The 25,671-nt window shown below is 60.2% G+C and carries 26 protein-coding genes; 14 read left to right on the top strand and 12 right to left on the bottom strand.

Annotation, left to right across the window (positions count from 1 at the left end; all coding sequences use genetic code 11):
* Positions 1-28 precede the first annotated feature (28 nt).
* From ACSHXH_RS08770 to ACSHXH_RS08760, 3 genes are all read right to left on the bottom strand, one after another.
* Positions 29-1,672: a CTP synthase gene (locus ACSHXH_RS08770; RefSeq protein WP_435671409.1), complete on the bottom strand. Its 1,644-nt coding sequence runs from the start codon at positions 1,670-1,672 to the stop codon at positions 29-31.
* A 224-nt stretch (positions 1,673-1,896) separates the two neighbouring features.
* Positions 1,897-2,271, bottom strand: coding sequence for a preprotein translocase subunit SecG (gene secG / locus ACSHXH_RS08765; RefSeq protein ID WP_435671408.1), 375 nt, complete (start codon positions 2,269-2,271; stop codon positions 1,897-1,899).
* Positions 2,272-2,522: 251 nt separating this feature from the next.
* Entirely contained in the window at positions 2,523-2,921 is a 399-nt protein-coding gene (locus tag ACSHXH_RS08760) for a DUF6524 family protein (protein ID WP_435671407.1), read from the bottom strand.
* Positions 2,922-3,164: 243 nt separating this feature from the next.
* Here ACSHXH_RS08760 and ACSHXH_RS08755 point away from each other — a divergent pair, with 243 nt between their 5' ends.
* Both ACSHXH_RS08755 and ACSHXH_RS08750 read left to right on the top strand, forming a co-directional pair.
* Positions 3,165-4,460, top strand: coding sequence for an adenylosuccinate synthase (locus ACSHXH_RS08755; protein WP_435671406.1), 1,296 nt, complete (start codon positions 3,165-3,167; stop codon positions 4,458-4,460).
* 17 nt (positions 4,461-4,477) lie between these two features.
* The gene (locus tag ACSHXH_RS08750) at positions 4,478-4,699 is read left to right on the top strand and encodes a DUF2842 domain-containing protein (protein WP_435671405.1); all 222 of its coding nucleotides are present in this window, start codon (positions 4,478-4,480) and stop codon (positions 4,697-4,699) included.
* A gap of 70 nt (positions 4,700-4,769) precedes the next feature.
* On the opposite strand, the gene ACSHXH_RS08745 is transcribed toward ACSHXH_RS08750, so the two are convergent.
* Complete coding sequence (locus ACSHXH_RS08745) at positions 4,770-7,022, bottom strand: hypothetical protein (protein WP_435671404.1); 2,253 nt, start codon at positions 7,020-7,022, stop codon at positions 4,770-4,772.
* Between the two features lie 139 nt (positions 7,023-7,161).
* On the opposite strand from ACSHXH_RS08745, the gene ACSHXH_RS08740 reads away from it, so the two are divergent.
* Positions 7,162-7,845 carry a thiamine diphosphokinase gene (locus tag ACSHXH_RS08740; RefSeq protein WP_435671403.1) on the top strand — a complete coding sequence of 228 codons (684 nt, stop codon included), beginning with the start codon at positions 7,162-7,164 and terminating at the stop codon, positions 7,843-7,845.
* On the opposite strand, the gene ACSHXH_RS08735 is transcribed toward ACSHXH_RS08740, so the two are convergent.
* Together ACSHXH_RS08735 and ACSHXH_RS08730 are read right to left on the bottom strand one after the other, a co-directional pair.
* Positions 7,769-8,713: a DMT family transporter gene (locus tag ACSHXH_RS08735; protein ID WP_435671402.1), complete on the bottom strand. Its 945-nt coding sequence runs from the start codon at positions 8,711-8,713 to the stop codon at positions 7,769-7,771. The genes ACSHXH_RS08740 and ACSHXH_RS08735 overlap by 77 nt on opposite strands.
* Positions 8,714-8,812: 99 nt before the next feature.
* A complete protein-coding gene (locus ACSHXH_RS08730) occupies positions 8,813-10,186 on the bottom strand; it encodes an L-serine ammonia-lyase (protein ID WP_435671401.1) in 1,374 nt (457 codons plus the stop codon).
* 178 nt (positions 10,187-10,364) lie between these two features.
* On the opposite strand from ACSHXH_RS08730, the gene ACSHXH_RS08725 reads away from it, so the two are divergent.
* The 3 genes from ACSHXH_RS08725 to rpiA all read left to right on the top strand — a co-directional run bounded on the left by ACSHXH_RS08725 (position 10,365) and on the right by rpiA (position 11,997).
* Positions 10,365-10,556 carry a hypothetical protein gene (locus ACSHXH_RS08725; protein WP_435671400.1) on the top strand — a complete coding sequence of 64 codons (192 nt, stop codon included), beginning with the start codon at positions 10,365-10,367 and terminating at the stop codon, positions 10,554-10,556.
* Between the two features lie 135 nt (positions 10,557-10,691).
* On the top strand, positions 10,692-11,111 hold the full coding sequence (locus ACSHXH_RS08720) for a hypothetical protein (RefSeq protein ID WP_435671399.1): 420 nt from the start codon (positions 10,692-10,694) through the stop codon (positions 11,109-11,111).
* A 103-nt stretch (positions 11,112-11,214) separates the two neighbouring features.
* The gene (gene rpiA / locus ACSHXH_RS08715) at positions 11,215-11,997 is read left to right on the top strand and encodes a ribose-5-phosphate isomerase RpiA (protein ID WP_435671398.1); all 783 of its coding nucleotides are present in this window, start codon (positions 11,215-11,217) and stop codon (positions 11,995-11,997) included.
* 9 nt (positions 11,998-12,006) lie between these two features.
* Here the strand turns inward: rpiA and ACSHXH_RS08710 are convergent, their stop codons facing one another.
* Positions 12,007-12,447, bottom strand: coding sequence for a GNAT family N-acetyltransferase (locus tag ACSHXH_RS08710; protein ID WP_435671397.1), 441 nt, complete (start codon positions 12,445-12,447; stop codon positions 12,007-12,009).
* A gap of 153 nt (positions 12,448-12,600) precedes the next feature.
* On the opposite strand from ACSHXH_RS08710, the gene ACSHXH_RS08705 reads away from it, so the two are divergent.
* From ACSHXH_RS08705 to ACSHXH_RS08685, 5 genes are all read left to right on the top strand, one after another.
* On the top strand, positions 12,601-14,040 hold the full coding sequence (locus ACSHXH_RS08705; protein WP_435671396.1) for an FAD-dependent oxidoreductase: 1,440 nt from the start codon (positions 12,601-12,603) through the stop codon (positions 14,038-14,040).
* Between the two features lie 71 nt (positions 14,041-14,111).
* A complete protein-coding gene (hflK, locus tag ACSHXH_RS08700) occupies positions 14,112-15,287 on the top strand; it encodes an FtsH protease activity modulator HflK (protein ID WP_435671395.1) in 1,176 nt (391 codons plus the stop codon).
* The gene (gene hflC, locus ACSHXH_RS08695) at positions 15,287-16,318 is read left to right on the top strand and encodes a protease modulator HflC (RefSeq protein WP_435671394.1); all 1,032 of its coding nucleotides are present in this window, start codon (positions 15,287-15,289) and stop codon (positions 16,316-16,318) included. The genes hflK and hflC overlap by 1 nt, the downstream gene beginning before the upstream one ends.
* Positions 16,315-16,506: a DUF2065 domain-containing protein gene (locus ACSHXH_RS08690; RefSeq protein ID WP_435671393.1), complete on the top strand. Its 192-nt coding sequence runs from the start codon at positions 16,315-16,317 to the stop codon at positions 16,504-16,506. Before hflC ends, ACSHXH_RS08690 begins: the two co-directional genes overlap by 4 nt.
* A 227-nt stretch (positions 16,507-16,733) precedes the next feature.
* Entirely contained in the window at positions 16,734-18,149 is a 1,416-nt protein-coding gene (locus tag ACSHXH_RS08685) for a Do family serine endopeptidase (protein ID WP_435671610.1), read from the top strand.
* Positions 18,150-18,339: 190 nt separating this feature from the next.
* Here ACSHXH_RS08685 and prpE read toward each other — a convergent pair whose 3' ends face one another.
* The 4 genes from prpE to ACSHXH_RS08665 all read right to left on the bottom strand — a co-directional run bounded on the left by prpE (position 18,340) and on the right by ACSHXH_RS08665 (position 22,662).
* Positions 18,340-20,232 (bottom strand): propionate-CoA ligase PrpE, encoded by a 1,893-nt coding sequence (gene prpE, locus ACSHXH_RS08680; RefSeq protein ID WP_435671392.1) that lies wholly within the window; start codon positions 20,230-20,232, stop codon positions 18,340-18,342.
* Between the two features lie 235 nt (positions 20,233-20,467).
* On the bottom strand, positions 20,468-21,019 hold the full coding sequence (locus tag ACSHXH_RS08675; RefSeq protein ID WP_435671391.1) for a peptidoglycan-binding domain-containing protein: 552 nt from the start codon (positions 21,017-21,019) through the stop codon (positions 20,468-20,470).
* 42 nt (positions 21,020-21,061) lie between these two features.
* Positions 21,062-21,472, bottom strand: a complete 411-nt coding sequence (locus ACSHXH_RS08670) for an OB-fold nucleic acid binding domain-containing protein (protein ID WP_435671390.1) — start codon at positions 21,470-21,472, stop codon at positions 21,062-21,064.
* Positions 21,473-21,750: 278 nt separating this feature from the next.
* Positions 21,751-22,662, bottom strand: coding sequence for a serine hydrolase domain-containing protein (locus ACSHXH_RS08665; RefSeq protein ID WP_435671389.1), 912 nt, complete (start codon positions 22,660-22,662; stop codon positions 21,751-21,753).
* Between the two features lie 200 nt (positions 22,663-22,862).
* Between ACSHXH_RS08665 and ACSHXH_RS08660 the strand changes: the two genes are divergently transcribed.
* Positions 22,863-23,186: a 2Fe-2S iron-sulfur cluster-binding protein gene (locus ACSHXH_RS08660; protein WP_435671388.1), complete on the top strand. Its 324-nt coding sequence runs from the start codon at positions 22,863-22,865 to the stop codon at positions 23,184-23,186.
* A 72-nt stretch (positions 23,187-23,258) separates the two neighbouring features.
* Positions 23,259-23,948: an FG-GAP repeat domain-containing protein gene (locus tag ACSHXH_RS08655; protein WP_435671387.1), complete on the top strand. Its 690-nt coding sequence runs from the start codon at positions 23,259-23,261 to the stop codon at positions 23,946-23,948.
* Positions 23,949-24,059: 111 nt separating this feature from the next.
* Here ACSHXH_RS08655 and ACSHXH_RS08650 read toward each other — a convergent pair whose 3' ends face one another.
* Complete coding sequence (locus ACSHXH_RS08650; RefSeq protein ID WP_435671386.1) at positions 24,060-24,809, bottom strand: YebC/PmpR family DNA-binding transcriptional regulator; 750 nt, start codon at positions 24,807-24,809, stop codon at positions 24,060-24,062.
* 121 nt (positions 24,810-24,930) lie between these two features.
* Here ACSHXH_RS08650 and ACSHXH_RS08645 point away from each other — a divergent pair, with 121 nt between their 5' ends.
* The gene (locus ACSHXH_RS08645; RefSeq protein ID WP_435671385.1) at positions 24,931-25,665 is read left to right on the top strand and encodes a glutamine amidotransferase; all 735 of its coding nucleotides are present in this window, start codon (positions 24,931-24,933) and stop codon (positions 25,663-25,665) included.
* The last annotated feature ends 6 nt before the right edge of the window (positions 25,666-25,671 follow it).

The raw sequence follows: 25,671 nt of genomic DNA, 5'->3' as shown, positions 1-25,671 counted from the left end.
TCTCAGCACGTTTTTTTCGTTTGATTAACTAGACCAACCTCGACACATCCTTAGCCGCCCGGACAAAATCCTTGAACAGGGGATGCGGGTCAAACGGTTTCGACTTCAGTTCCGGGTGGAACTGGACGCCGATGAACCACGGGTGGTCGGGCCATTCGACGATCTCGGGCAGGCGGCCGTCGGGGCTCATGCCCGAGAACTTCAATCCCGCCTCTTCGAGCTGTGCGCGGAACGCAACATCCACCTCGTAGCGGTGGCGGTGGCGTTCGTCGATGGTGGTTGTGCCGTAGGCCTGCGCCACTTTTGATCCTTCGGTCAGCACCGCGTCATAGGCGCCAAGGCGCATGGTGCCGCCTTTGTCGTCAGCCACGCTGCGGTTGACGGTCTGGTTGCCCTGCACCCATTCCTTGAGGTGATAAACGACTGGCGTGAAACGCTTTTTCCCGGCCTCGTGGTCAAATTCTTCTGACCCGGCATCGGGCAGCTTGGCGACGTTGCGGGCGGCTTCGATCACCGCCATCTGCATACCAAGGCAGATGCCCAGATAGGGGACTTTGTGTTCGCGGGCAAATTGCGCCGCCTTGATCTTGCCCTCGGTGCCGCGTTCGCCAAAACCGCCGGGCACCAGGATGGCGTGAAACCCTTCGAGATGTGGCGCCGGGTCTTCGCGCTCAAAAATCTCGGCATCGACCCATTGCACGTTGACCTTGACCCGATTGGCCATGCCCCCATGGGTGAGCGCCTCGGCGATGCTTTTGTAGGCGTCCTCAAGCTGCACGTATTTGCCGACAATGGCGACATTCACTTCGCCTTCGGGGTTGTAAATGCGGTCGGCCACATCTTCCCATTTTTCGAGCGCGGGTTTGGGCGCGGGCGTGATCTGGAACGCATCCAGCACAGCCTGGTCCAGACCTTCACGGTGATAGGCCAGCGGCGCTTCGTAAATCGATTTGAGGTCTTGCGCGGCAATGACGCTGTCGGGGCGGACATTGCAGAAAAGCGCCAGTTTTTCGCGTTCTTTGGCCGGAATCGGCCCCTCGGAGCGACAGACGAGGATGTCAGGCGCAATGCCGATAGAACGCAGTTCCTTGACGCTGTGCTGTGTCGGCTTGGTCTTGAGCTCTCCGCTGGCCTTGATGAAGGGCAGGAGTGTCAGATGCATAAAGATGCATTGGCCGCGCGGTTTGTCCTGACCGAACTGGCGGATCGCCTCAAAGAAAGGCAGGCCTTCGATATCGCCCACGGTGCCGCCGATTTCGCAGAGCATGAAATCGACCTCGTCCTCACCGATCGAGATGAAATCTTTGATTTCATTGGTGACATGCGGGATCACCTGAATGGTTTTACCAAGGTAATCGCCGCGCCGCTCTTTTTCGAGGACATTGGTATAGATGCGGCCCGAGCTGATCGAATCTGTCTTGCGGGCGGGCACACCGGTGAAGCGTTCGTAATGGCCGAGGTCCAGATCGGTCTCTGCACCATCATCGGTGACGAACACTTCGCCATGTTCAAACGGCGACATCGTACCCGGATCGACGTTCAGATAGGGGTCGAGTTTGCGCAGGCGTACCGAGAAGCCGCGCGCTTGCAGCAGAGCACCGAGAGCTGCCGAAGCCAAGCCCTTGCCAAGAGAAGACACCACGCCGCCGGTGATGAAAATAAAGCGTGCCATAGTGGAAATCTCCCGCGAAGCATTTGCAAATCATGCAACCTGCGCAGACTTTGCTGCGCAGCATCACGGGATTTGACCATTAGAGGATTCGGCAGCAAATTGCAAGGCCAAACCCAAGATGATGTTACGTTACTCTGTTGCGCCTCAAGGGATTGTGGGCCGTTGGCGCAAAGAAAAACGCGCGACCGGTTTGGGCCGCGCGTGGGGTCAGGCCGGTCGCTGCGTCAGTCGGCGCGCGGAACCAGCGGTGCGTCTGTGTTCGTCGACGCCGGGGGTGGCAACAGGCCATCCGTGTCCAGCGCGCCGGTACCTGTGTCTTCGACCGCGTCGCTGCCGCCGGTTGTGAGGCGGTCCATGATCGAGCTGCCAGACGCTTTCTGTGCCGCGATCACCGTGAGGGTCAGCGAGGTGCAGATAAAAGCGATTGCCAGAATCCAGGTCAATTTGCCAAGCCCTGTGGCTGCGGCCCGGGTGCTCACGGCCCCGCCGCCACCGCCGCCCATGGCACCAAGCCCCCCGCCGTCAGAACGCTGGAGCAGCACGGCCCCGATCAGCGCAAGCGCGAGGAGGAGGTGGATGATAAGAACGACGTTTTCCATGGCTGTCCCGAGTGCCTTTCATGAATGGTGGGTATCTAAGGGCAAGTGGCGCATCGTGCAACCCGTGAAGGGCGATCCTGACTTGTGGTTTTTACAGGTTTGAAAAATGAGCGTTGACGCGCGCTGTTGTGCGCGGCGTCAGCCTGCGGCCTGTGCCTCGGTTTGGCGCGTGTGGCAGGTTGTTCGCATCATGTGGGTGTGGAGCCTGTTCCACGCGCCGCGTTGGCATATTTTTCAAAAAGAAGAAGGGATCATTCGTCCACGTCATCCACATCTGCCTGGCCCGACAATTTACGGCGCACGATGGACCAGCTTAGGCCGATGCCCAGAACAAGGGAGAGGGCAAAGATGCCGATCCAGACGGTCAGATTGCGGTTTTGCAGGTCGAGCAGGCCAAAATCATAAGCCACCCAGAGCAGCGCGCCGACAAGTGCGAGGATCAGCATCATGCCAAACGCTCCGATAGAGCGCAGCGTGGCGCGCAGGTAGATGATGTAGCCCACCAAGAGCACCAGGCCGGTCAAGACAGTGATCGACAGACTGTTCTGGCCGTCGGTCAGCGCCCAGCGAACAAAATTGTATTCAGTCGGATTGTAGGTGGCCGACACGAGAACAAGGGCGAAAAGCCAGCGCAGCAGAAATCCGGTCATCTTATGGCTTTCACAATTGATTTGGATCCTGATGGCCCAAGCCATGTGGGGCTGTCCAGAGGGGTGGAACAGGATCGCATAGGGGTTGTTGCAAACGGGCAGGCCTTGCGATGTTGGTGTCCACACAGGTGGGCGATTTTGACCCAAGCCGTGATTTGCGCGGAAAACCGGTTCCCACTCTTGGGTTTGCGCTCTATACGGGCGCGGGTTTGACAGACGGAACTCCAGCAAAGGTCTAAAGACATGGCAAATGTGGTGGTCGTGGGTGCCCAGTGGGGCGACGAGGGCAAAGGCAAGATCGTGGACTGGCTGTCCGAGCGGGCGGATGTGATCTGCCGGTTCCAGGGCGGGCACAATGCTGGTCATACGCTGGTGATCGATGGCAAGGTTTACAAGCTGCATGCGCTGCCGTCCGGGGTTGTGCGCGGTGGCAAGCTGTCGGTGATTGGCAATGGCGTGGTGCTTGATCCGTGGCACCTGATGAAAGAGATCGCAACGATCCGAGCGCAGGGTGTTGAAATCACGCCTGAGACCCTGATGATTGCCGAGAACACGCCGCTTATCCTGCCGATCCATGGAGAGCTGGACCGAGCGCGTGAAGAAGCGGCGAGCAAGGGCACCAAGATCGGCACCACCGGGCGCGGGATCGGGCCGGCCTATGAGGATAAGGTGGGCCGTCGGTCTGTGCGGGTCGCCGATCTGGCCGATCCGGCAACGCTCGAAGCGCGGGTGGACCGCGCGTTGCAGCACCATGATCCGCTGCGCAAGGGGCTTGGTTTTGCACCCGTGGACCGCGACGCGCTCTTGACGCAACTGAACGAGATCGCGCAGCATATCCTGCCGTTTGCCGCACCCGTCTGGAAAGTGCTGAACGAAAAGCGCAAGGCGGGCAAGCGCATCCTGTTTGAAGGGGCGCAAGGCGCGTTGCTTGATATTGATTTCGGCACCTATCCATTTGTGACCTCGTCCAACGTGATCGCGGGGCAGGCGGCGACGGGTGTTGGCCTTGGGCCGGGCGCGATTGATTATGTGCTGGGGATCGTCAAAGCCTACACCACCCGCGTGGGTGAAGGGCCGTTCCCGACCGAACTCGACGATGCTGACGGCCAGCGTCTGGGCGAACGTGGGCACGAGTTTGGCACCACGACCGGGCGCAAGCGGCGCTGCGGCTGGTTCGATGCCTGCCTTGTACGCCAGACCTGCGCCACGAGCGGTGTGAACGGGATTTCCCTGACCAAGCTGGATGTGCTGGACGGGTTTGAGACACTCAAGATTTGCGTCGGCTATGACCTGGACGGCACGCGGCTTGATTATCTGCCGACGGCGGCGGATCAGCAGGCGCGGTGCACCCCGATCTACGAGGAAATGCCCGGCTGGTCGCAATCGACAGAAGGCGCGCGGTCCTGGGTCGATTTGCCTGCGGAGGCAATCAAATACGTGCGCCGGATCGAGGAATTGATCGAATGCCCGGTCGCGCTACTTTCCACCTCACCGGAACGGGAAGACACGATCCTCGTGACTGACCCGTTCGCGGATTGAGCCGAAAGGGGGCGCGGATGGCGCTGAGTTACAAGGCCCGTAAACGCTGGTCACTGGTGATCCTGCTGGTGGGGTTGCCCGCTTATATCGTTGCCTGTGTAACGGTGATCAACATGCTGGACCGGCCACCGCTGCTGGTGGAGCTGCTGGTCTATGTGGTGCTTGGCATCTTGTGGGCGCTGCCGTTCAAGTTTGTGTTCAAAGGGATCGGTCAGGCGGACCCGGGCACGCAGGACTGACGAACACTGGTAGAACGAAAAAAGGTCGGACAGATGTGTCCGACCTTTTTGGTGTTCGCGGTCGCCAGTGTTATCCGGCGGCGCGGGATTTCGGTTTGAAGCCGATATTGTCGGAGGCTGCAAAGCGACCCCCGCCTTTCTTCTCGATCTTGCCCTCGCGGAGAAGCTGGCCAAAGCTGCGCAGACGTTCTTCGCGCGAGCTGGCTTCACCTTCGGCCTGAAGCAGCTTCGTCATAAGCTGCGGACGTGAGAACTGATCGCGGCCTTCGACAAACGACATATAGGCAGCCGCCGCTTCAAGCAGTTCGGGCAGGGTATGGGCCCCCTGATTGTCGGCGAATTCGGCAAAGCCTGTATCGTCGGCAGCCATGCTCTCGCTGGTGTCTGCTGTGTCGGTGTTGCGCATGACGCGGCGCGGACGCACCGGAGTTGCAGCGCTGGGCGCGGCATCGACGCGCTGTTCGGCCACCAGTTTCAGGGGCGCGGGACGGACCGGTGCCGGGCGTTCAGAACGTGCCTCGGTGACCTTGGGGCGACGTGGGCGCACTGCATCGGCCAGATCTTCGCGGTAGGGAACTTCTTCATCCACGGGTTTCTTGTTCAGCCCCAGAATCCGGTCAGCCTTGGTTGCGGCCACAGCAGCGCGCAGGTGCGCGATGGCGCTGCGGCGGCGGTTGCCTTCGGGTTCGTCCATTTCGGTTTCGGTCTTGTCGGCCAGACGGTCCACCGATCCGTTGTCCTCTTCGATCGAGGTGTCGGTCAGCATTGCACGCGCCGGGCTTGTCATCTTGACGGCTTTGCGGACATTGGCGTGCGCGGCTACTTCCTGTTCCTCGGTGAAGGCGGACAGGTCGCCGGTTTCGTCGTCGTCGTCGAAATCCCAATCTTCGTCCTGCTCGATCTCGGCGTGCAAGTCGGCCAGTTCGCGGGCAAGTTCGGCCTCTTGTTCGGCGGTCAGAGTGCTTTTGTCCCGGCCGGGTACAGGATGGGCTGTTTGCGCGTCAGGCAGATCGTCTTCGTCTTCGTCCTCGTCGTCATATTCTTCAAGGTCTCCTGCCGCGAGGGCAGCTTCGACATCGGAGCGTTTGGCTTTGCTGACCCGCGCGATGAGCGGTTCAGGCGCGACGTCGACCTCGTCATCAGCCTCGTCAAAGAACAGCGGCGCATCTTCGTCATGGTCTTCGTGCGCAGCAAACAAGGCTGCCGTGTCTTCATCCACCGGGGTCTGCGCGGCTGCGGCTTGCGCTTCGAGTTGGGCAATCTTGGCGCGCAGGGCCTTGAGTTCACTATGCGCGTCGTCCTCCTCGTCGTCGAACGACATATTCGGAAGGATCGCATCGTCTTGATCATCAAATTCGTCGTCATCTGCCGCGATCTGGTCGTTCACAACCGCAGCAATGGTGTCGGTGAACAGATTGTCGCCTACTGCTTCTGCATCATCCGACGCATCTGTGGCGTCGACAAAGCCGGGGAGGGCCAGATCGGCATCAACGGCATCGTTTTCGTCATTGCCGTCGCCATCTGGGCCGGACATGGCGTGTTCATCTTCGATATAGTCTGGTGCCGCTTGCGTTTTGGAGGCCACCACAGCGCGGATGCGTTGCAGTTTGTCGGCCACGCTGTCGGTCACAACAGCCGCTTTGGACGCCTGTTCGATCTCGGTCGCGTCGAATGCGTCTTGTGCGGCCTCTGCGACCAGACGGTCTGCAATACTGCCTTGCTCTGCGATCAGGTCTTCAATGCTGGAGATGTCGGATGTGTCTTCGACGTCGTCAAGAACATCGTCGGCAGTCACGACGCTGTCTTCGTCGGTCTCAAGCGACAGGTCAGACAGGTCGATATCCGACAGGTCCAGAACATCGGTTGCGACGGCGTCGTCACGGATGTCCAGCTTTGTCATATCTACATCGCCGAGACCCACCGCGAGTGTGGACAGGTCGTGTGTCCCGACCTCTTCCTCAGTGTCCGCGACAGCCAGTGCGGTGGCAGCCACCCCGACTGTCGCGCCCACGAGGGCTGCATCCGACGACGGTCCCGGCGCGACATCCCCTTGCGGCGGCTCGGCCTCATCGGTCGGGCGCAGAACCAGGTTACCCTTTTCGAACCGGGCTTCGACCCGCCGTTCGATTTCACGTTCAGCGATCCGGGCCAGCATTTCTGCGTCCGGGATGGGCGGTTCTGCACCAAAATAGCGGTCGTCCTGCGCCAGATCACGGAAATATTCCGCAATCGCTTTCATGGTGTCGAAGGAATTGTCGAACCCTTCGAGCGTACATGAAAAGGTACCGTAGGATACCGTGAGTATCTTGTTCGAACTCACCATAACAACACTCGCTTTCCAAACTTCTGCGATGATCTGCGTAACATGGTTACCTAGACCAAAGAGCAACGAATCTGTGCCTAGCACGGTATCATTTCATGACCGGATTGTGATCTGTTTCGGCTTTCGTCATTAATCGGCCATGAATAACGCAATTGTTTTCTCTCAGGCACCAGTCCTGCTTGTCGGTGGCGCGGGTGGCGACAATCGCCAGCTCATGCAGCTATTGGATGAGGCGGACATGGTCGTTGCCGCGGACAGCGGCGCGGACTGGGTGCGGTCGGTTGGGCGCCTGCCGAATGTGCTGATCGGTGATCTGGATTCCGTCTCGGCGGTGACGCGGGCCGCGATGCCACCGGGTGCGGTTCACCACATTTCAGAACAGGACAGCACGGATTTCGACAAGGCGGTGCGTTCTATAAGGGCGCCGATGATTGTCGGGATCGGGTTTCTTGGCGGGCAGATAGATCATCTGTTGGCTGCGATGACCGTGCTGGCGCGTTACCCGGATCGGGCGATTGTGCTTGTGGGGGATCATGACGTTGTGGCGCATCTGCCGCCTCAGATTGATCTGCCCGTGGCGGCCGCAACGCGGGTGTCGCTTTATCCGATGCGCGCCGTCACCGGGCAGTCGGATGGTCTGCATTGGCCGATTGACGGTTTTGAGATGTCGCCGGGCACCCGCGTGGGAACATCAAACCGCGCCGATGGGCCGGTGTCCTTGTCGATGAAGGGGCCGGGCATGTTGATTATTCTGCCGCTGTCTGAACGGCACCTCTTGCAGCGGGCGCTGGTGCAGTGTGGCGGCTCATGGCCTGCTCTCTGAGCACAATATACAAACCCGACGCCATGGTGATGGCGATCCCAACGCTGGCCAGCATGTTGGGCAAGTCGCCAAAGACCGCAAAGCCAATCACCGTGGCAATCGGGATTTCAAGATATTGCATCGGCGCGACCGTGGCGGACGGCGCATAGCGTAGCGACCAGGTCATCAACAGGTGCGCCAACGTTCCGAAAAGGCCAATCGCAGTAAGCAGCGACCATGTATAGGCGGGAAGCGCCGTGTCCCACGCAAGCGCCGGGATCGCCGTGTCCGGGATCAGGAAAATTGCAGGCGCCATAAGAGCAATCGCCATCACGCCTGACACCGCCTGAAGCCCGATAGGGTCAGTTTCCTTGGCGATCTTGCGGGTGACCAGCATGAACAGCGAGAAATTGATGGCCACGCCCAAAGGCAAAAGCGCAGGCCAGCCGACCTCTTGAAACGAGGGCTGGATCACCAGCAATGTGCCCAGAAATCCAACCACACAGGCCAGCATCCGGCGGATGCCAACCTCTTCTCCAAGCACATAATGCCCTAGCAAAAGCATGCAGAACGGCATCACAAAGACGATGGCCACCGCATCGGCCAGGGGCAAATAATACAGCGCTGACACCATCATGCCGATACCAAGGATATGCATGATCGTGCGCAAAAAGGTGTATCCAAGAATACGATTGTTCATCCGCCAAACACGCCCCGTCAGCGCAATGATCGGAATGAGCACAAGCGCCTGAATGCCAAAGCGCACCAAAAGCAGTTGGCCAAGGGCAACCTTGTCAGACAGGAGTTTTGCCACCGCATCGCCCAGCGGGGCGATGATGCAAAAGCCCAGCATGAGGGCGATACCAAGGGTGGGGCGATCCTGCGTCATGAGGAACGCTACTCTTGGTTGAGTTTAGCTGTCAACGCTCTCGTTTTATCAGCGTGTCGTTTGGGGAATTCCGCCGATAGGAGCAATATCCGCAGGTGTTTAGCAATTCGGCACGTTCACAGCCAAGCCGCCCAACGACGTCTCTTTGTACTTCTCGTGCATATCCGCGCCGGTCTGGCGCATGGTTTCGATGGCCGAATCAAGTGGTACAAAATGGGTGCCGTCTCCGCGCAGGGCAAGGCTGGCGGCGCTGACCGCCTTGATCGCGCCCAACCCGTTGCGTTCAATGCAGGGCACCTGCACCAACCCTTTGACCGGGTCGCAGGTCATGCCGAGATGGTGCTCCAGCGCGATTTCGGCGGCGTTTTCGATCTGTTCGGGCGTGCCGCCCAAAACCGCGCACAGGCCGGCTGCGGCCATGGCGCTGGCGCTGCCGACTTCGGCTTGGCACCCGGCTTCGGCCCCGCTGATCGACGCGTTGAACTTGACCAGGCCGCCAATGGCGGCAGCGGTCAATAGGTATTCTGGCACACGCGTTGTCGTCGCTCCGGGCACGTGATCAAGGTAGTAGCGCAATGTGGCGGGCACCACGCCTGCCGCACCATTGGTCGGGGCAGTGACCACTTGCCCCCCGGCCGCGTTTTCCTCGTTTACCGCCATGGCATAGACGCTCATCCAGTCGTTGATCGTGTGTGGAGGGCTGAGGTTCATCCCGCGTTCGGCCAGCAGCTTTTCGTGGATACCCCTGGCGCGACGCTTGACGCTAAGACCACCGGGCAGGATGCCATCCTGCGCCAGCCCCCGGTCGATACAGTCGTTCATCACCTGCCAGAGGCGGCGGATTCCGCTGTCCAGATCGGCGACGGACCCGCGCGACAGCTCATTGGCGCGTTTCATCTGCGCGATGCTGAGGCCAGAGGCCAGCGCCATATCAAGCATCTCTGCGGCGGATTTGAACGGGTATGGCACCGGCGGGCCGTCGTCAGTGTCCTTGCCCGCGTCCAGTTCAGCCTGCGTCATCACAAAGCCGCCGCCGATGGAATAATAGGTCTCCTGCAAGATCACATCGCCCTGGGCGTCGGTGGCGCTCAGGATCATACCATTGGCATGGCCGGGCAGGTTGGGCCCGAAATCAAAAGTGAGGTCTGTCAGCGGATCGAACCGCAACGCTGGCAGGCCTTCTGGGGTGACGGTTTTGCTATCGCGGATGCGCGCAAAGGCCGCGTCGGCCTGCGCGTGGTCATAGGTTTCGGGGACGAAACCCGCGAGGCCCAGGATGGTGGCGCGGTCTGTGGCATGGCCGACGCCGGTAAAAGCCAGTGACCCGTGCAAGGACGCCTTGACGCCCGCAGCGCTGAAAGGTGCGGCGCGCAGGCTGGTCAGAAACCGGGATGCGGCAACCATCGGCCCCATCGTGTGCGACGATGACGGGCCGATCCCGACCTTGAACATATCGAAGACGGACAGAAACATGAAGGCGCGCTTTCTTGCAACGTGTCAGGAACAGGTAGACTGCGTCCGGTGTACCCGCCCAACGGATAAAGACCAGCGGCGAAAGCGGCGGGTCTCGGTAAAAAAGCGGTGTGTTTGACCCGGTCTTTACCACCGGGTGGTGATGCTTGGGCCACATCACATCAGAAAGGAGTGATTCATGACGAATTGGGCGAGCCGGTTAAATTTTCTGGCGTGGCTGGCCGCTGCGGTGGCGATCCTGATTTGGGCCTTGGCGCCAACGCTTGTACAGGCTGGCACGGTTGTGGTGCCCAAGGCTCCCAAGGTTGAGCAGACGGTGTTGGCCCCGCCTGTTCTGGTTCCGAAAGGTACGATGGGCCAGGCGGAGTGATTGCACAATCTGGACGGAATTGGGGTCTGTGGTTCCGAATGCGAAACAATCCAGAGAATTTTTATTGGATCACTTTACACGCTTTGCGGTAGTACTTAGGAGATCCTGCGGGGCGTAACGGGAATTACAGTGTTTATGTTTCACTATCTTCGAATTGCTGCGGTTGCGATATGTCTGCCGACCCTTTCCGCAGCGCAAACAACCACAACCGACGTGCCGGTGACAGGTGATTTTGGCACCTTCGAAGTGGGGTGGGCGCATGGTGCGGGCAAACTGTTTGGCACCTGGGGTGTGTACGACTTTAGTGGTCGCATCGCAGTGTGTGGGGCCGTGCGCCACAGCTCGAACACCGTGTCGCGTCAGAATGACGAAATCCTACGCCGTGGCTGGATTAAGCATAATGGTAAAAAAGTTCTTAAGGATTTGCGGTACTTTAACGACATCGGGTTTGTGGCCAGTTTCAACGGTGCTCGGGCAACATGCAAAGTAACGCCGGTCCCCTCCAGCGCGGGCGGTGTTCAGCTTGGCTTTGACCCGGGGCGCGCGCGGTTCTGATCCGGGCGATGCCGTAGGTGCGGGCGGTGCGGCCGGAATTCGGTCTCGCCCCTTTCGATGCGACGTTCTATAAGACAGCACGTCTGCCTTAAGGAGCTGCCCCATGACCGGAGAATTGTCGCCCATCGACAAGGCTAAGTTCGTTGCCGCAAAGCGTGCGGCTGACCTTGTCGAAACTGGAATGCGTGTGGGGCTCGGCACCGGTTCAACCGCAGCATGGCTTGTGCGCCATCTGGGCGACCGGGTGCGTGACGAAGGCTTGCGGATCAAGGGCGTGCCGACATCAACCCGCACGGCACAGCTTGCCCGTGACGTGGGCATCGAGATTATCACCTTGGATGAAGCAGGGACATTGAACCTGACCATTGACGGGGCGGACGAATTTGATGGCGATCTGAACCTGATCAAAGGCGGCGGCGGCGCGCTGTTGCAGGAAAAGATCGTCGCTGCTGCCAGTGAAGAGGTGGTCATCATCGCCGATGCTGCCAAAGAGGTCGGCACCTTGGGCGCGTTCCCGCTGCCCATCGAAGTGATCCCGTTTGGCTGGACCACGACCCAAATGCTGGTGGAAGAGCTGCTGGTGTCGGCCGATGTCATGGGCCGTCGGATCACGCTGCGGATGAATGGCGATGTGCCGTTCCGCACCGATGAGGGCAACCATATTCTTGATTTGCACCTCAGCCGGATCGGTAATGCGCGGCAATTGGCGATGGCGCTCAACCAGATGCCGGGTGTGGTGGAAAACGGACTGTTCATCGATCTGTGTGACAAGGTCATCATCGGATACAGTGATGGCCGGGTCGAAACCCGCGACATCAACGAAGGCACGGTGCGTGAAGATCATGTTGATCTGGCCGAGCCGGATAACCTGTTTTCGGATCTCTGACTTGGCGGGTTACAGGCGTTTTTCGAAATAGACGCGGTTGAACCCGTCTTCGCGGCGGCGTTCAGTCTCGACATAACCCAACCGGGGATAGAGCGTCAGGTTCCCCGTCATGGCTGCGTTGGTGTAAAGCCGCACCGTATCACATCCTTGCGCGCGGGCCGCGTCCTCGCATAGGGTGATGAGCTGGCGACCGATCCCACGTCCCCACGCATCCGGGTGCACCGCCACGTTTTCAAGAAACATGTCCGCCTTGCGCGGGTAGAACACGATATACCCGGCAAGCCCGTCTTGGTGGAACACATGCACCCAGCCGCTGTCGATCTGGGCGGCAAAATCCGCAACCATCGGGGCCGGTTCGCGCCCGATCAACGGCACGTATTGCGCATAGGCAGCGCGGGCGCAGCGCTGAATGTCAGCAAGATCGGTGCGCGTGGCGGGGCGGCAGGTCATAGCAGGGGTCCGGTGACATTGGTGTGGTGGCGGAACGCTAAGAGACCGCGTTGATCAGCGCAACATCACGAACATGCAAATCCCTGTCCGCCTTGTCTGGCAATCCGCGGTTCCATGTGAAATATCTTCGTCCGCACTTTGAAGGAACGGACCATGAGCGCTTTTGACTACGATCTTTTTGTGATTGGCGGGGGGTCCGGCGGTGTGCGTGCAGCGCGCGTGGCGGCTGGCGAAGCCGGGGCCAAGGTCGCGCTGGCCGAGGAAGACCGCTATGGCGGCACCTGTGTGATCCGGGGCTGCGTGCCGAAAAAGCTTATGGTCTTTGCCAGCGGCTATGGGGCGATGGCCGACGAAGCAACCGCCTATGGCTGGGACATCACGGCAGGCGCATTCGATTGGTCCAAATTTTCGGGACGGCTGAACAGCGAACTGGACCGTCTCGAAGGGGTGTATCGCAAGCTTTTGGCAGGGTCCGGCGTGACCACCTATGACGCGCGCGCACGCCTCGTGGATGCCCATACAGTGGCGCTGTCGACGGGCGAGACGGTCACGGCCAAACATATCCTTGTGGCGACGGGGGGGCGTCCTGTACGCCCGGACATGCCGAACGCGCATCTCGGGATCGTGTCTGACGATATCTTTCACCTTGAAACGCTGCCCAAGTCGATTCTGATCATCGGCGGTGGCTATATCGCCTGCGAATTCGCCTGTATCCTTGCAGGTCTGGGCGTACAGGTGACGCAGTATTATCGCGGGGCACAAATTCTGCGCGGCTTTGACGAAGAGGCGCGCGGTCTGATCGCGGAGTCCATGCGCGACTTGGGGATCAAGCTGCACACCGGCACCAATATCGTCGAAATGCACCGCGCTGCGGATGTGGATGACGATTTGATGAGCGGCCCCGCCGAGGACGTTCAATTCGGGGGGGCGACGTCGGAAGCGCCGGGTACTGGGCCGATCCGGGTGAAAGCCACCCATGGCGCGATTGAAGATTTTGACGTGGTACTGTTTGCCACGGGCCGGACCCCGAACACTGCCGATATGGGCTTGGAGGGGGTGGGCGTCACCCTTGGGCGCGCCGGACAGATCGAGGTGGACGCCTACAGCCAGACCAAGGTTCCGTCGATCTATGCCATTGGCGATGTGACCGACCGCGTCAACCTGACGCCGGTTGCGATCCGCGAAGGTATGGCCTTTGTCGAAACGGTATTCCACGGCAACCCGACGCCTGTGGATCATGCTCTGATCCCATCGGCGGTTTTCACCCAGCCAGAACTTGGCACAGTGGGGCTGACCGAAGAACAGGCGCGCGACCAAGAGCCGATTGAGGTATACTGCACGTCGTTCCGCCCAATGCAGACGGCATTTGCGGAAAAACCGAACCGCGTTCTGATGAAACTGATCGTCAGTCAGAAGAACCGCACCGTGTTGGGCTGCCACATCGTCGCGCCGAATGCGGGCGAAATGATCCAGCTTGCAGGTATTGCGGTTAAGATGGGTGCGACCAAAGAAGATTTCGACCGCACTGTTGCAGTTCATCCGACCATGTCCGAAGAGATTGTCACGATGCGCAAACCGATGCGGACGGCTTGAATTTCCAAGCTTTGCCCACAGGTATGAGTGTGAGATGAAAGACGGAATGTTCCGAGAGGGGAAAAGACCAGATGGCAGGTAACAGTGGCGGCCCGTGGGGCGGCGGCGGTAACAACGGTGGAGACCGAGGCGACGATCGCCCGCGCGGTGGCAATGACGGAGGTGGGCGTCGTCCCGGTGACGGCAACCAGCCGCAGATACCCGAGATCGACGAGCTGATGAAAAAAGGCCAGGAACGCCTGCGCGTTCTGATGGGTGGCCGTGGCGGCAATGGCGGGCTGAACGGCTCTGGCGGCGGCGACGGTGGTGACGGGTTCAAGCTGACCCGTGGCACAGTCGGCCTGGCCGCGCTTGGCGCGCTCGCGCTTTGGGCGTTCTCCAGCTTTTACACCGTGCGTCCCGAAGAACAGTCGGTCGAGCTTTTCCTTGGCGAATATTATTCGACCGGCAATCCCGGTCTGAACTTTGCGCCTTGGCCGTTTGTCACCGCAGAAGTGGTGAACGTAACGTCAGAACGGACAGAAAGCATTGGTGGTGGCCGTGGGGCTGGTGGCGATGGTCTGATGCTGACCACGGACGCGAACATCGTGGATATCGACTTTCAGGTGGTCTGGAACATCAACGACCCGGCAAAGCTTTTGTTCAACCTGCGTGACCCGCAGGTGACGGTGCAAGCTGTGTCCGAAGCGGTGATGCGCGAAATCATCGCGGCGTCCAACCTTGCTCCGATCCTCAACCGGGACCGTGGTCTGATCGCCGATACCGCGGGCGAAAACATTCAGGCAACCCTGGATGAATACGAAAGCGGCATCACCATCGTGCGTGTGAACCTTGATACGGCTGACCCGCCCAGCGAAGTGATCGACGCCTTCCGCGAAGTTCAGGCCGCTGAACAGGAACGGGACCGCTTGCAGCGACAGGCGGATGCCTATGCCAACCGGGTTCTTGCCGAGGCGCGTGGTTCTGCCGCGCAGATCCTTGAAGAAGCCGAAGGCTACCGCGCCCGCGTTGTCAACGAAGCCATCGGTGAAGCCAGCCGCTTTATCGCCGTGGCGCAGGAATTCAACGAAGCGCCCGAAGTCACGCAGCGTCGTCTTTATCTTGAGACGATCGAACGAACCTTGGGTGACATGGACAAAATTCTGCTGGACGAAACCGGAAATGCAAACGGGCAGGGCGTTTTGCCATACCTTCCGATCAATGAACTGCGCCGCTCTGGCCAGACGGCCACAGGAGGGTCCAACTGATGCGTAAATCCGCTTTTCTTCTTCCGATTGGCGTCTTGGCTATCGTGGGTTTGTTGTCGTCGATCTATATCGTCGACGAACGCGAAAAGGTGTTGGTGCTGCAATTCGGCCAGATCAAACAGGTCGTTGAAGAGCCGGGTCTTGGCTTCAAGATCCCCGTCATTCAGGAAGTGGTCCGCTATGATGGCCGTATCCTGTCGCTCGACACTGACACGATCGAAGTCACGCCGTCCGATGACCGCCGCCTCGTGGTCGATGCCTTCACCCGCTACCGGATCGCCGATGTGGTCCAGTTCCGTCAGGCCGTTGGCATTGGCGGCACACGGGTTGCCGAAGATCGTCTGTCTTCGGTTCTGAATGCCCAGATCCGAGAAGTTCTGGGTGCCGATCAGGTGACATCCGACACGATCCTGTCACCCGCACGCCGTGACCTTGCGTTGCGGATCCGGGATCAGGCCCGCACCAGTGCGGCGGGTCTTGGCCTTGAAATTGTCGATGTGCGTCTGAAGCAAACAAACCTGCCCGAGCAAAACCTTTCCGCGACCTTTGCGCGGATGCGGGCAGAGCGGGAACGCGAAGCTGCCGACGAAATCGCCCGCGGTAACGAAGCCGCGCAGCGTGTCCGCGCGGCTGCCGACCGGACCGTGGTCGAAACCGTGTCGAACGCAAATCGGGAAGCCAGCATCACACAGGGTGAGGCCGACGCCGAACGGAACCGGATCTATGCCGAAGCCTATGGCAGCAACCCGGATTTCTTTGCCTTCTACCGGTCACTGGCCGCGATGGAGCAGTCGTTGAACAAAGAGACCTCAACGCTTGTCTTCTCGCCAAACAGCCAGTTCCTGGGCCAGATGTTCGGGGCGATCCGCGCTGACGGTCTGGGCAGCGTAGAGGTTCAGGAGTTCGACATCGAACGCCTGCGCCAGATGGCACCCGAGGCCACCATCTCTCCCAACCTGCCCGAAGCAGAACGCGAACGGCTTGAGGAACAAATGGAAGAGCAAGCACCCGCCGAGGATGCGACCAATTGATCGAGCTTGTGATCCAAGGGATTGCACTTGTGCTGATTATCGAGGGGCTGGCCTATGCGCTGGCCCCTTCGCTTATTGAACGGATGCTTGAGGCAATGCGCCAGATGTCGCTTGATCTGCGGCGGCTTATCGGTGTGTCCGCGCTAGCCCTTGGAATCGCCATGTTGTGGATATTGCAGGCGTTTTGAGCCATCCGCCGCCGATTGCCGGCGTCACGACCAAGTCACATAAGCTTGAGACTGTGCTTTCCTGTTTGCGTGTTGCGTGCACGCACCTACATTACTGTTATCCAAGGCATGTGTCGGGCAATGCACCCGCACTAAAGACGAAGGAGTTCCCCTTGACCGCACAGGCAAAGACCGCACAGGCAAAAGTTATCGAACGGGACCAAAGCACGCCGCTGCGCCTGTTCTGGATGGCCTCGATATCGATGATCCTCATATTGGCACAGTCGCTGATGGCCTATTCGCAAGAAAGCTTTGCGAATCTGGCCGAAAAGATCAGCCCTTCTGTCGTCAACATCACCACCTCAACAACCGTGGCGGGCCGCACTGGCCCTCAGGGTATTGTCCCCGAAGGATCCCCGTTTGAGGATTTCTTCCGTGAATTTCAGGATCGCAATGGCAACGGACAGGGCAACCGCCCGCGCCGGTCTTCGGCGCTTGGCTCGGGCTTTGTGATTTCCGAAGATGGGTTCATCGTGACCAACAACCACGTCATCGAAGGCGCGGATGAGATCATGATCGAATTCTTCGAAGGCTTCGAACTGCCCGCCGAAATCGTCGGCACCGACCCCAACACCGACATCGCGCTTCTCAAGGTGGAAAGCGAAACTCCGCTGCAATTCGTCAATTTTGGCGATAGCGACACCGCCCGCGTGGGGGATTGGGTCATGGCGATGGGCAATCCGCTTGGTCAGGGCTTTTCGGTCTCGGCAGGCATTGTGTCCGCCCGCAACCGGGCGCTTAGCGGCACCTATGACGACTACATCCAGACCGACGCCGCGATCAACCGTGGCAACTCGGGCGGCCCATTGTTCAACATGGACGGCGAAGTGATCGGCGTGAACACCGCGATCCTGTCGCCCAATGGCGGCTCGATCGGGATCGGCTTTTCGATGGCGTCCAACGTCGTCACAAGCGTGGTCGATCAATTGCAGGAATTCGGCGAAACCCGTCGCGGGTGGCTCGGCGTGCGCATTCAGGATGTGACCGATGATGTGGCCGAAGCGCTGGGTCTGGCGTCGGCCAAGGGCGCGCTGGTCTCTGACGTCCCCGAAGGCCCAGCAATGGAAGCGGGCATGCAGGCGGGCGACGTGATCATCAGCTTTGATGGCCGCGATGTGGACGACACACGTGGCTTGGTGCGCCAGGTTGGCAACACCGAAGTGGGCAAAGCAGTCCGCGTTGTGGTCAACCGCGAGGGCGCGACACAGACGCTTTTGGTGACCCTGGGTCGCCGCGAAGACGCAGAAAGCGCTGTGCCTGCATCCCAGCCCGGCCCAGACGAAGACGTGTCGCCCGAGTCGATGGACCTCATGGGCCTGACGCTCAGCCCGCTGAGCGCGGAAATCCGCGAACAGCTCGAACTTCCCGAAAGCGCCAGAGGTCTGGCGGTGATGGATGTCGATGAAAGCTCTGAAGCCTTTGAAAAAGGCTTGCGTGCAGGCGACGTGATCACCGAGGCCGGTCAGGCGCAGGTGGTGATGTTCAGTGATCTGGAAGACCGGATCGCCGAGGCCAAAGAGGCGGGACGCAAATCCATCCTGCTGCTGGTCCGCCGCGGTGGCGATCCGCGCTTTGTTGCACTGACAATTGCCGAAGACGAATAAGTCTGTTGGTCCGACAACAAAAGGGCGCTGTCTTTGGCAGCGCCCTTTTTCTATGGTGAAAGGGTCTGGGTCTCTTCGGGCGAAAATACCTTGAGAAGCCCTTCATGGTGACGCCATCGGTGCAAGCCCGTTGGACGGTGGCCAGAGCCCTCACATGCAGTGCACATGCGGTAACGCATCTGGCCCCAGATCACCCCTTGGCGTAGCCCATTGCTTGTAGAGCAATCTTGATCTCGTCGAGGATCGCCGGATCATCAATCGTTGCGGGCGGCTTGAACGCCTCGCTGTCGGCAATCTTGACGATGGTCGCCCGCAGGATCTTGCCCGACCGCGTCTTGGGCAAGCGGTCCACCACCGCGCAAAGCTTGAACGCCGCCACCGGGCCGATCTTGTCGCGCACCAGCTTTACGCATTCCTTGACGATCTCGTCATGCGGGCGGTCCACCCCCTTGGTCAAACAGACAAACCCCATGGGCAATTGCCCCTTGAGCTGATCGGTCACACCCACAACGGCACATTCGGCCACGTCCGGGTGTCCGGCAAGCACCTCTTCCATGCCGCCCGTGGACAAGCGGTGCCCGGCAACGTTGATCACGTCATCGGTGCGCGCCATGATATACAGGTATCCGTCGACGTCGATCATGCCCGCATCGCCGGTCTCGTAATATCCGGGAAAATGCGACAGGTAGGATTTGCGGAACCGGTCTTCGGCATTCCACAGCGTCGGCAGAGTGCCGGGGGGCAGGGGCAGCTTGATCGCAATCGCGCCCAGTTCTCCGGGTTGCATCGGCTGTCCTGCTTCGTCCAAAATCTGCACGTCGTATCCGGGCATCGGCACCGATGGCGACCCGATCTTGACCGGCAGAGCCTCAATGCCGGCAGGCATGCCTGCGATCGTCCAGCCGGTTTCGGTTTGCCACCAATGGTCATAGACTGGCTTGCCGCTGACCTTCATCGCCCATTCGATCGTGTCGGGATCGGCGCGTTCGCCCGCCAGATAGATCGCGTTGAGGCAAGAGATGTCGTACTTGCCGACAAATTCGCCCTTGGGATCGTCCCGCTTGACTGCGCGGAACGCGGTGGGGGCCGTGAAAAAGCTGCGCACCTTGTGATCCGCAATCACGCGCCAGAACGTGCCCGCATCAGGGGTGCCAACGGGTTTGCCCTCGAACACGATGGTGGTGTTGCCGTGAATAAGCGGCGCATAGCAAATATAGCTATGCCCCACGACCCAGCCGACATCGGACGCTGCCCAGAACACATCCCCCGGATCGACATTGTAGATGTTCTTCATCGACCAGTTCAGCGCCACAAGATGCCCGCCAGTGTGGCGGATCACACCTTTGGGCGCGCCCGTGGTGCCCGAGGTGTAGAGGATATAGGCCGGGTGATTACCCTCAACGGGCACACACTCGGCGGGTTCAACCCCGTACTGGAACCCATGCCAGTCGAAATCCCGGCCCTCGTCCAGATGGGCCACTTCCTGCTCGCGCTGAAAGATGACGGTGAAATCGGGCTTATGGGTCGCCAGATCAATTGCGCCATCGAGAAGCGGTTTGTAATGCACCACGCGCCCCGGCTCCAACCCGCACGAGGCGGCAATGATCGCCTTGGGCTTTGCGTCGTCGATACGCACGGCCAATTCGTTGGCAGCAAACCCGCCAAACACCACCGAATGGATTGCACCCAAACGGGCGCAGGCCAGCATGGCTTCCAGTGCTTCGGGGACCATCGGCATATAGATGATAACGCGGTCACCCTTCTCGATTCCCTTGGCACGCAGAGCACCGGCCAGACGGGCGACCCGGTTGCGCAGGTCGGCATAGGTGATCTTGTGAAGGGTGCCGGTGATCGGGCTGTCATGGATGATGGCGACCTGTCCACCGCGCCCGGCTTCGACATGGCGGTCCACGGCGTTCCAGCAGGTGTTGGTCAGGCCGTCGGCGAACCATTCGTAAAGATCGTCGCCTTTGTCGAACAGCGCCTTGCTGGGGGCCTTGTCCCAGTCGATCGCATCTGCTTGCTGCATCCAGAACCCGTCAGGGTCGGATTTCCAGTTCTCATAGATGTCCTTGTAACCCATCCCGATCTCCTCCTTCATCGTGTTGGCATTGGGGTACGGTGCGCGCGACGTTGCGGCAAGTCTCTGGACCCGTCGCGCGGCACATGGCCGCAAAAACTTTGCAGTTTTGGCGCACCAAGATTGCAAAGTTTTGCAAACCCTTTGTGATTATGCAGGCTGGATTTCATAAAGGTATGAATTTGCAAAACTGCAAACTCTGAGATGCAAACCCGTCACGCGGGCCGAGTCGCGCAGATCACAGCTGATCGCGGGGGGTCGCCAAGAGTCCAAGGCCGCGCGCCGATTGCATCGACAGCAGTCCGCTGGGCAGGCCACGGGCGTTCTGGTAGCGGCGCACCGCTTGCCGGGTCGGGACATCCATCACCCCGGTGATTTGCCCGCGGTACAGCCCGCGCGCCTCGAGCGCCCGTTGCAGGGTCGAGACAAGATCAGGGGTCAGCGCATCGGGGCAGGGGGTTTCAAAGATCAGCGCCTGCCGTTCGCGTTCGATCACCTGAACTGTTTCGGTTCGGAACCGCGCGGGGCTTATTGGTTTGCCCGCCTCGTCCACCCGCGCGGGCGCAACCTCGATCTGGCGGGTGACGGTTTCCAACTCGGCCGGGGCGATATCACGGACCCAACAGCCGTCAGGGCTGACACCCGGGGGCGGGTTGATCTGCGCAGAGGCGAAATCCGGCACCGGCACCGCCGTAGCGTCCTCGGTGTAGTCCACAGCACCAACACAGCCCGCAAGGGCGGCCAAGGCCACAGCCCACAAAGCCCGGATCGCTGGCGGGAGGGGGGTCACGGGTGGGATGCGCCTGTTTGCCTGTTTCTGCTTTGACGCAGTCTAACCTGTTTGCGCCTCTGGCGAAAGCGCCTCTGGCGGGTCAGGCTCGGGCGCGGGGGCCAAAAGCTGATCCAGCAGGGGCGAGATATCTTCGATCACCTCGGCAATGACGTGGATCACATCGCCCTCGTTCTGGATGCGCCCGGTGACGCGCAGCATGCGCCCGGCGATCACCGCGCGGCGGAAGCGTTCGTAAAGCTTGCGCCAGACGATGATATTCACCGTGCCGGTTTCATCCTCAAGCGTGAGGAAAATCACCCCCTTTGCGGTGCCGGGGCGCTGCCGCAGGATCACAAGCCCCGCCACTGCCACCCGCGCGCCATCGGATGGCAGGCGCAGTTGTGACGCCGTCAGGCAGGAGGGCGGGCGGGGCCAGTCTGTTGGCGCGGGTCGGGGGCTGAGAATACGCATGTGAACAAAGGTAGAACATTTAGCGCAAGACCCGCAAGAGCGCCTGCCAATTCGCGCGATGTCAGTGTTGGGCAAAGAACGCCGCCACCTGCTCTGCGCGCCGGGCCTCACGGCCGTCCTGACAGACGAAGGCGTCTTGCAGTTCGTCTTTCTTGAGGGGCTCAAGACCGGTTTTGCTACTTACCCCCAGATCGCAGGTACTGGGGCGGTCGGGGTTTCTGACCCGGTCAAATTTCTGCCGCCAATCCCAGCGCCGCTATAGATGGGGTAAAGGCGGGCTAATTGGGCATCTGATCCTCGGTCCAGCCGGTCTCTGCGTCCTCATCGGCCACCAGTTCGATGGCAAGCGTGCCTGTCGGGCGGTGCAGCCGCACATCTGAAGTAAAGCCCAGATCACCGCCGGAATGGCCAATGGTTGCTGCGTCCAGTTCAATGCCCATGCCGTATCCCACACCCAGCGGATCGGTTGTCAGCGCGGCCAGTAGATCGGAGGGCAGGAGCGTCTGGTCGATGAACAGGGTGCGATAGAACTGTGCTACATCAGCTGCGGTGGCGATCACGCCACCGTCGCCAAAGCCCGCGCCTTGGTAATAACGGCGCACCTCGTCCGGGACATCAGCGAAACCAATCGGCAGGGGGCGCGACCCGAAAACAAAGCTGTTGGTCATGCCTGCGGGGGCGAACACCTCTTGCTGCATCGCGCCAGCGTATGATTTCCCGGTTTCGGCCTCAAGGATCAGACCAAGCAGCACATAGTTTGTGTTTGAGTAGTCAAAATCCGTACCCGGTTCAAAAAGTTGCGGTTCGCCAAAGGCGTAGCTGAGCGCGATATCTGCACGCTGTATGCGGTCTGGGTCGTCCAGCGCATCCTCAAGATAGTCCTCGGTGTAATAATCCGGAATGCCTGATGTCATGGTCAACAGGTGGCGCAGGGTGATGCCGTTCAATCCGCCGAAACCCTGCACGATATCGGGTGCAATCCAGGCAGCGGCCTTGTCCTCCAGCCCAAGCCGACCGCGATCCACACGGCGCAGACTGGCAACCGCCGTCATCGTCTTGCCGACCGACGCGATGGCAAAAGCGGTGTCCTGCGTTGCGGCCTCGGTTTGGACCATCACGCCTGACGGGCGGTCCAGATACCGGATTTGGGGCACATCCCCGGCGGATGCGGCACCACCAAGGCCGATCATGACGGCACATACCCAAGTCCTAATTCGTGGCAATGTCATAATATGCGCGCCCCCGGTCCAAAGATGTCCATTATCAGGTCAAAAAGCTATGCCTTTTTGCCGTCCTAAAGGCCTCACATTGGTTTGACATCAAAAGGGGCTGGCAGGTTTGCCTTGGCCGGACTAGGTATGTCACGATTCCTGAGACGGAGAGTGCTGGAATGGCAAAAATCACCTATATTGAGCATGGCGGCACAGAGCATGTCGTGGACGTGGCCAACGGCCTCACTGTGATGGAGGGTGCGCGCGACAACGGCATTCCTGGCATCGAAGCCGATTGTGGCGGGGCCTGTGCCTGCTCCACCTGTCACGTCTATGTACATCCCGATTGGGTGGCCAAGCTGCCAGCGAAGGAAGACATGGAAGAAGACATGCTCGATTTCGCCTATGCGCCGAACCCCGAGCGGTCTCGCCTGACCTGCCAGCTCAAGGTCACGGACGCGCTGGACGGTCTTGTGGTCCAGATGCCCGAAAAACAGATCTGATCTGATCCGATGCGGGCGCTGCGACCTCTGCTGCATCTGTGGGGCCCGGGCGCACGCGGCGCGGGTTTGGCTGTGGCGCTTGTGATAGCGTCGCAGGCCGCAGCACAAGAGATCGTGTCGGCGCGCTATGACGGGCCGACCACACGGTATCCGCATGCGGTTCTCGGCGACGACGTTGAATATGACACGCTTGTTGTGCGGCTCAGCGATGGGCGCGAAATTTCCGCGCGTTGGGCGCAGGATATCGTGTTTGAAGACCTTGTTCCCCGTGTTGTTGATGTGAACGGCGATGGCGCCCCCGAAGTGGTGACCATCGAGAGCCACGAGACCCAAGGCGCACGGCTTGCCGTTTGGGGGCTGGTGGACGGGGCGCTGTCTCAGGTCGCCGCCACGCCGCATATCGGCACGCGCTTTCGATGGCTTGCTCCCGTGGCTGTGGCCGATTTGGACGGGGATGGGAAGGTTGAACTGGCCTATGTTGACCGCCCGCATCTGGCCAAGGTGTTACGGGTCTGGCGCTATGATCCGACTGTCCAGGGGCGTCTGACTCAAGTGGCCGCGCTGGACGGGCTGACCAACCATCGTATCGGTTGGGATTATATTGCTGGTGGTCTGCGCGACTGTGGGCAGGGGCCTGAAATGGTGCTCGCTGATGCAAACTGGACCGAGATCGTGGCGGTGACGTTTGACGGTGCGTCCCTGTCACGCAGACCCCTGGGCACCTATTCTCCAGACGCGCTGGAGCGTGCTTTGGGATGTTGAAGGAATAGCGCCTTAGAGGGTGTTCAGCTATCGCGTTTCGATACGCGGTTTGAAAGCCAATTCGAATTGGCTTCCCTGCATTTTCGAAAATGCAGGGAAACACCCGAACCGTTACGCCTCTTCGAGCTGGGCCATGACCTCGTCACTGGCTTCGAAGTTTGTCGTCACGCGCTGCACATCGTCGTCGTCTTCAAGCGCGTCCACCAGCTTCATCAGCGATGTCATGCCGTCTAGATCCAGCTCTGTTGTGGTGGTCGGCTTCCAGACCAGCTTGGTCGAGTCCGACTCGCCCAACTCCGCCTCAAGGGCGGTGGCGACCTCGTTCAGATCGGTGTCGGCACACCAGATCAAGTGGCCGTCTTCGGTGGATTCCACGTCTTCGGCCCCGGCTTCGATGGCGGCCATCATCACCGTGTCGGCATCGCCCACGCTGGCGGGGTAGGTGATTTCACCTTTGCGGTCGAACATAAAGCCGACTGATCCGGTCTCGCCCAGATTGCCGCCGTTCTTGGTAAAGGTCGAGCGCACGTTCGACGCGGTGCGATTGCGGTTGTCGGTCATCGCCTCCACGATCACCGCAACGCCGTTCGGGCCGTAGCCTTCGTAGCGGATTTCTTCGTAATCCTCGCCATCGCCCCCGGACGCCTTTTTGATCGCGCGTTCAATGTTGTCCTTGGGCATGGAGTTGGACTTGGCTTCCTTGACCGCCAAGCGCAGGCGCGGGTTCTTGTCCGGGTCGGGGTCGCCCATCTTGGCGGCAACGGTGATTTCCTTGGAGAACTTGGAAAAGAGCTTGGCGCGCATCTTGTCCTGACGACCTTTGCGGTGCTGGATGTTTGCCCATTTGGAATGGCCGGCCATGATACCTGTCCTTGAATGTCGGATGTCCTGAGATTTTGGGGTCTTTACCGCAGAATGCAGGGTGGGAACAAGTTGCGTTTTCGGGATGTGCGCGCGGTGGCGCATTGGGTATGACAGGGGCATGAAACCGTTCCTGATCTTGCAACTGCGCCCCGAGGTGGATGCCAGCGATGGCGAATATGCCGCGTTTCTGGACAAGGGTGGCCTGTCGGACGCGCAGGTGCATCGCATCTGTCTGGACCGTGATCCACTTCCCGCAGATCTGCGGCTGGACGCGTATTCCGGCGTGATCGTGGGCGGGGGCCCGGGCTGTGTGTCTGACGATCCCGCGACCAAAGACCCTGTCGAGGCGCGCATCGAGGCGGACATCCTGTCGCTCATGCCCGAGATCACCGCGCGTGATGTGCCGTTCATGGGCTGCTGTTATGGCATCGGCATCCTTGGGCATCATCTGGGGGTCGAAGTGTCCAAGCGGCGGTATGGCGAAAAAGTGGGGCCGGTGACCTGCCGTGTGACAGAGGCTGGGGCTGCCGATCCATTGGTCGCCGGGTTGCCCGGCGCGTTTGACGCCTTTGTCGGGCACAAAGAAGCGGTGCAGGATTTGCCGGACGGTTGTGTGCATCTGTTGGCGTCTGATCCGTGCCCGTACCAGATGATCCGCCACGGCCAGAACGTCTATGCGACGCAGTTCCACCCCGAAGCCGATGCCGGCGTGTTCGAGGACCGTATCCGGGTCTATCGACACAAAGGGTATTTCGCGCCCGAGGCGGCGGATGCGTTGATCGCAATGTGCCATGCCAGCGACGTGACCGTGCCGGTCGAGATCCTGCGTCGGTTCGTGGCACGCTACGGGTGACGCGTT

The sequence above is a fragment of the Marivita sp. genome (assembly GCF_051251565.1).
Classification (GTDB): Bacteria; Pseudomonadota; Alphaproteobacteria; order Rhodobacterales; family Rhodobacteraceae; genus Marivita.
This window is presented reverse-complemented; position numbering and strand designations above follow the sequence as displayed.

Bases quoted from the DNA above. Each gene is read 5' to 3' on its own strand.
- ACSHXH_RS08705 (WP_435671396.1), top strand. From the start codon at position 12,601: ATGAGCGCTTTTGACTACGATCTTTTTGTGATTGGCGGGGGGTCCGGC.
- ACSHXH_RS08710 (WP_435671397.1), bottom strand. From the start codon at position 12,447: ATGACCTGCCGCCCCGCCACGCGCACCGATCTTGCTGACATTCAGCGC.
- ACSHXH_RS08660 (WP_435671388.1), top strand. From the start codon at position 22,863: ATGGCAAAAATCACCTATATTGAGCATGGCGGCACAGAGCATGTCGTG.
- prpE (WP_435671392.1), bottom strand. From the start codon at position 20,232: ATGGGTTACAAGGACATCTATGAGAACTGGAAATCCGACCCTGACGGG.
- ACSHXH_RS08760 (WP_435671407.1), bottom strand. From the start codon at position 2,921: ATGACCGGATTTCTGCTGCGCTGGCTTTTCGCCCTTGTTCTCGTGTCG.
- ACSHXH_RS08770 (WP_435671409.1), bottom strand. From the start codon at position 1,672: ATGGCACGCTTTATTTTCATCACCGGCGGCGTGGTGTCTTCTCTTGGC.
- ACSHXH_RS08750 (WP_435671405.1), top strand. From the start codon at position 4,478: ATGGCGCTGAGTTACAAGGCCCGTAAACGCTGGTCACTGGTGATCCTG.
- ACSHXH_RS08650 (WP_435671386.1), bottom strand. From the start codon at position 24,809: ATGGCCGGCCATTCCAAATGGGCAAACATCCAGCACCGCAAAGGTCGT.
- ACSHXH_RS08745 (WP_435671404.1), bottom strand. From the start codon at position 7,022: ATGGTGAGTTCGAACAAGATACTCACGGTATCCTACGGTACCTTTTCA.
- ACSHXH_RS08740 (WP_435671403.1), top strand. From the start codon at position 7,162: ATGAATAACGCAATTGTTTTCTCTCAGGCACCAGTCCTGCTTGTCGGT.
- ACSHXH_RS08665 (WP_435671389.1), bottom strand. From the start codon at position 22,662: ATGATCGGCCTTGGTGGTGCCGCATCCGCCGGGGATGTGCCCCAAATC.
- secG (WP_435671408.1), bottom strand. From the start codon at position 2,271: ATGGAAAACGTCGTTCTTATCATCCACCTCCTCCTCGCGCTTGCGCTG.
- ACSHXH_RS08645 (WP_435671385.1), top strand. From the start codon at position 24,931: ATGAAACCGTTCCTGATCTTGCAACTGCGCCCCGAGGTGGATGCCAGC.
- hflK (WP_435671395.1), top strand. From the start codon at position 14,112: ATGGCAGGTAACAGTGGCGGCCCGTGGGGCGGCGGCGGTAACAACGGT.
- ACSHXH_RS08670 (WP_435671390.1), bottom strand. From the start codon at position 21,472: ATGCGTATTCTCAGCCCCCGACCCGCGCCAACAGACTGGCCCCGCCCG.
- ACSHXH_RS08755 (WP_435671406.1), top strand. From the start codon at position 3,165: ATGGCAAATGTGGTGGTCGTGGGTGCCCAGTGGGGCGACGAGGGCAAA.
- rpiA (WP_435671398.1), top strand. From the start codon at position 11,215: ATGACCGGAGAATTGTCGCCCATCGACAAGGCTAAGTTCGTTGCCGCA.
- hflC (WP_435671394.1), top strand. From the start codon at position 15,287: ATGCGTAAATCCGCTTTTCTTCTTCCGATTGGCGTCTTGGCTATCGTG.
- ACSHXH_RS08725 (WP_435671400.1), top strand. From the start codon at position 10,365: ATGACGAATTGGGCGAGCCGGTTAAATTTTCTGGCGTGGCTGGCCGCT.
- ACSHXH_RS08735 (WP_435671402.1), bottom strand. From the start codon at position 8,713: ATGACGCAGGATCGCCCCACCCTTGGTATCGCCCTCATGCTGGGCTTT.
- ACSHXH_RS08685 (WP_435671610.1), top strand. From the start codon at position 16,734: ATGGCCTCGATATCGATGATCCTCATATTGGCACAGTCGCTGATGGCC.
- ACSHXH_RS08720 (WP_435671399.1), top strand. From the start codon at position 10,692: ATGTTTCACTATCTTCGAATTGCTGCGGTTGCGATATGTCTGCCGACC.
- ACSHXH_RS08730 (WP_435671401.1), bottom strand. From the start codon at position 10,186: ATGTTTCTGTCCGTCTTCGATATGTTCAAGGTCGGGATCGGCCCGTCA.